We start from the raw sequence: 769 nt of genomic DNA on the forward strand, positions 1-769 counted from the left end.
TTGGTGACATCTAATCTGGCTTGTACACAAGCAAGCCTGGAAGGATAGACACCATGCCACAGCCCTACCCACAAGAATTCCGCGATGACGTCGTCCGCGTCGTGATGGGCCGCGACAAGAACACAACAATTGCCCAGATCGCCAAGGACTTCGGCGTCCACGAAGCCACCATCACCAAATGGGTCCGCCAAGCCGAGATTGATGCCGGCAACAAACCCGGCAACACCACCGACGAATCAACCGAACTGCGAGAACTGCGTCGGCGGACCCGCCTGCTGGAGCAGGAGAACGAGGTCCTACGCCGTGCCGCCGCGTATCTATCGCAGGCGAATCTGCCGTCAAAAGGCTCTACCCGCTCGTGAGAGAGCTCGCCGCCGACGGAATCCCCGTTGCGGTGTCGTGCCGGGTTTTGAAGCTCTCCCGCCAGCCCTACTACCGGTGGCTGGAAGCACCGATTCCCGAAGCCGACGTCACCGAGGCGTATCGGGCCAACGCCCTCTTTGATGCCCACCGTGATGACCCGGAGTTCGGATACCGGTACCTCGCTGACGAAGCCGAAGCGAGTGGCCAGCCCATGGCGGTGCGCACCGCGTGGCGGTTGTGCTCGACCAATGCCTGGTTCTCGGCCTTCGGCAAGGGCCGGGCTAAGAACGGGAAGAAACCCGGCCCGCCCGTCCACGACGATCTGTGCGCGGTTGTCGACGCCGATGGGAAGACCAGACACGAGTTCCGAGCCGATGCCCCGAATCAGCTCTGGCTGACCGACATC

1 protein-coding gene and 1 pseudogene are annotated in these 769 nt (G+C 62.4%); both read left to right on the forward strand.

The features are described from left to right. The first annotated feature begins 53 nt into the window (after positions 1-53). Positions 54-362: a transposase gene (locus INT40_RS20870; protein WP_009882495.1), complete on the forward strand. Its 309-nt coding sequence runs from the start codon at positions 54-56 to the stop codon at positions 360-362. Then, positions 359-769: pseudogene (locus INT40_RS20385) on the forward strand (IS3 family transposase); the annotation flags it as partial. The gene INT40_RS20870 and the pseudogene INT40_RS20385, both read left to right, overlap by 4 nt.

This window comes from Brevibacterium sp. FME17 (assembly GCF_014897515.1).
GTDB lineage: Bacteria > Actinomycetota > Actinomycetes > Actinomycetales > Brevibacteriaceae > Brevibacterium.